Below are 1445 nucleotides of genomic sequence, written 5' to 3'. Positions count from 1 at the left end.
ACCCAAAACTGGCGATTCAATTGATTGATTTCCGCTTGCAGGGGTGCTATTTGCTCCTGCAGTTGTGCCAGTCGTTGCCTATCTGTTTCCAAAGCGAGGCGGGTTGGCTCATCATCGGCGGGTGCAACAGCATTCTCAAACGTCAGGCGATTGATTTCCTTGTGCATGATCAACCGTTCAGCCTTCAAGGGTGCAATCTGCAATTTTAACACTCTCAGGCGTTCTGCTTTTTGCGTCGTGAAATCAGCATCAAACCGATTATTCCAACAGGTGAGAATATCCGGGATATCATTCTCCGCAACAGGTTGCCGCTTATCATCCAGCGAAAACCCATCATGATCCATATCGTAAAACCAAATTTTGTCCGTCGTACCGCCGCGAGTAAATAACAGTACGGCCGTCGAAACACCCGCATAGGGTTTAAACACCCCAGAAGGCATCGACACCACCCCATCCAGTCGATTAGATTCAATCAGCTTTTTCCGAATTTCCTGGTGTTGGTTACTCGAACCAAACAGCACCCCATCCGGTACAATTACCGCACAGCGTCCCCCCATATCCAACACCCGCAGAATCAGATGCAAGAATAGCAGTTCTGTATTCTTGCACTTCGTTGGCAGCGTGGGGTTAATATCCGACTCATCCATCTTCCCCTTAAACGGGGGATTCATCAGCACCACATCCAAGCTTTTCTGATCCTCAAAGGATTTAGAAAGCGTATCCATGTAGAAAAAGCGGGGATGCTTAATCCCGTGCAGCATCAGGTTCATCGACCCAATCCGCAACATCGTCATGCCAGAATCATTATCGTATGCAGTAATAGCTTCTGTTTGCAGAAACTCCCGTTCTTCGTCGCTGAGTAAATCTCCGATTAACTGCCGTTTTCCTTTCTCATCCGGTTCGCTGTGCTGTTCTAAAATGTACTCGTAGGCATTCACCAAAAACCCACAAGTCCCCGCCGCCAAATCCCCGATTCGTTCCTTCGGTTTCGGGTCAACCATCTGCACCATCATGCGGATAATATGGCGAGGCGTGCGAAACTGTCCGTTACGTCCCGCACTATTGAGTTTACTTAGGAGATATTCGTACAAATCGCCCTGAACATCCTGATTTTGTTCCGAGATTTTCATCTCATCAATCAAGTTGCAGACTTCTATCAGCGTCGCAGGTTTGCTGATTTTAAACTCAGCATTCTACATATATCGCTCAAAAGAACTCCCCTCAGTCCCCGCCGTCCGCAACCAGGTAAAAACGCGATCGCGAAGATGCTTGAGAGCCTGATCTGCCTTAAAGTTAATCCAGTGCGACCACCGCAATTCTGGGTTAATTTGCGTTTCAAACGGTTGATTGCGGCGTTTTGCCTGTTTCTCGCGCTGGTTCTCAGCGTCGTCTAGGCGTTTGAGGAATAGCAGATAGGAGAATTGTTCGATGGAATCCATCGGGTT

At 48.1% G+C, this 1445-nt stretch carries 2 protein-coding genes; both read right to left on the bottom strand.

Going from position 1 to position 1445, the window contains the following annotated elements; translation table 11 throughout:
* Positions 1-1130, bottom strand: a 1130-nt coding sequence (locus QUA45_RS28785; RefSeq protein ID WP_333223354.1) for an N-6 DNA methylase, incomplete at its 3' end; no start/stop codon positions are given.
* Between the two features lie 63 nt (positions 1131-1193).
* Positions 1194-1445: type I restriction-modification system subunit M N-terminal domain-containing protein (locus QUA45_RS28780; protein WP_333223352.1), on the bottom strand; the 252-nt coding region annotated here is incomplete at its 5' end.

The sequence above is a fragment of the Microcoleus sp. Pol12A5 genome (genome assembly GCF_036701435.1).
Classification (GTDB): domain Bacteria; phylum Cyanobacteriota; class Cyanobacteriia; order Cyanobacteriales; family Microcoleaceae; genus Microcoleus.
This window is presented reverse-complemented; position numbering and strand designations above follow the sequence as displayed.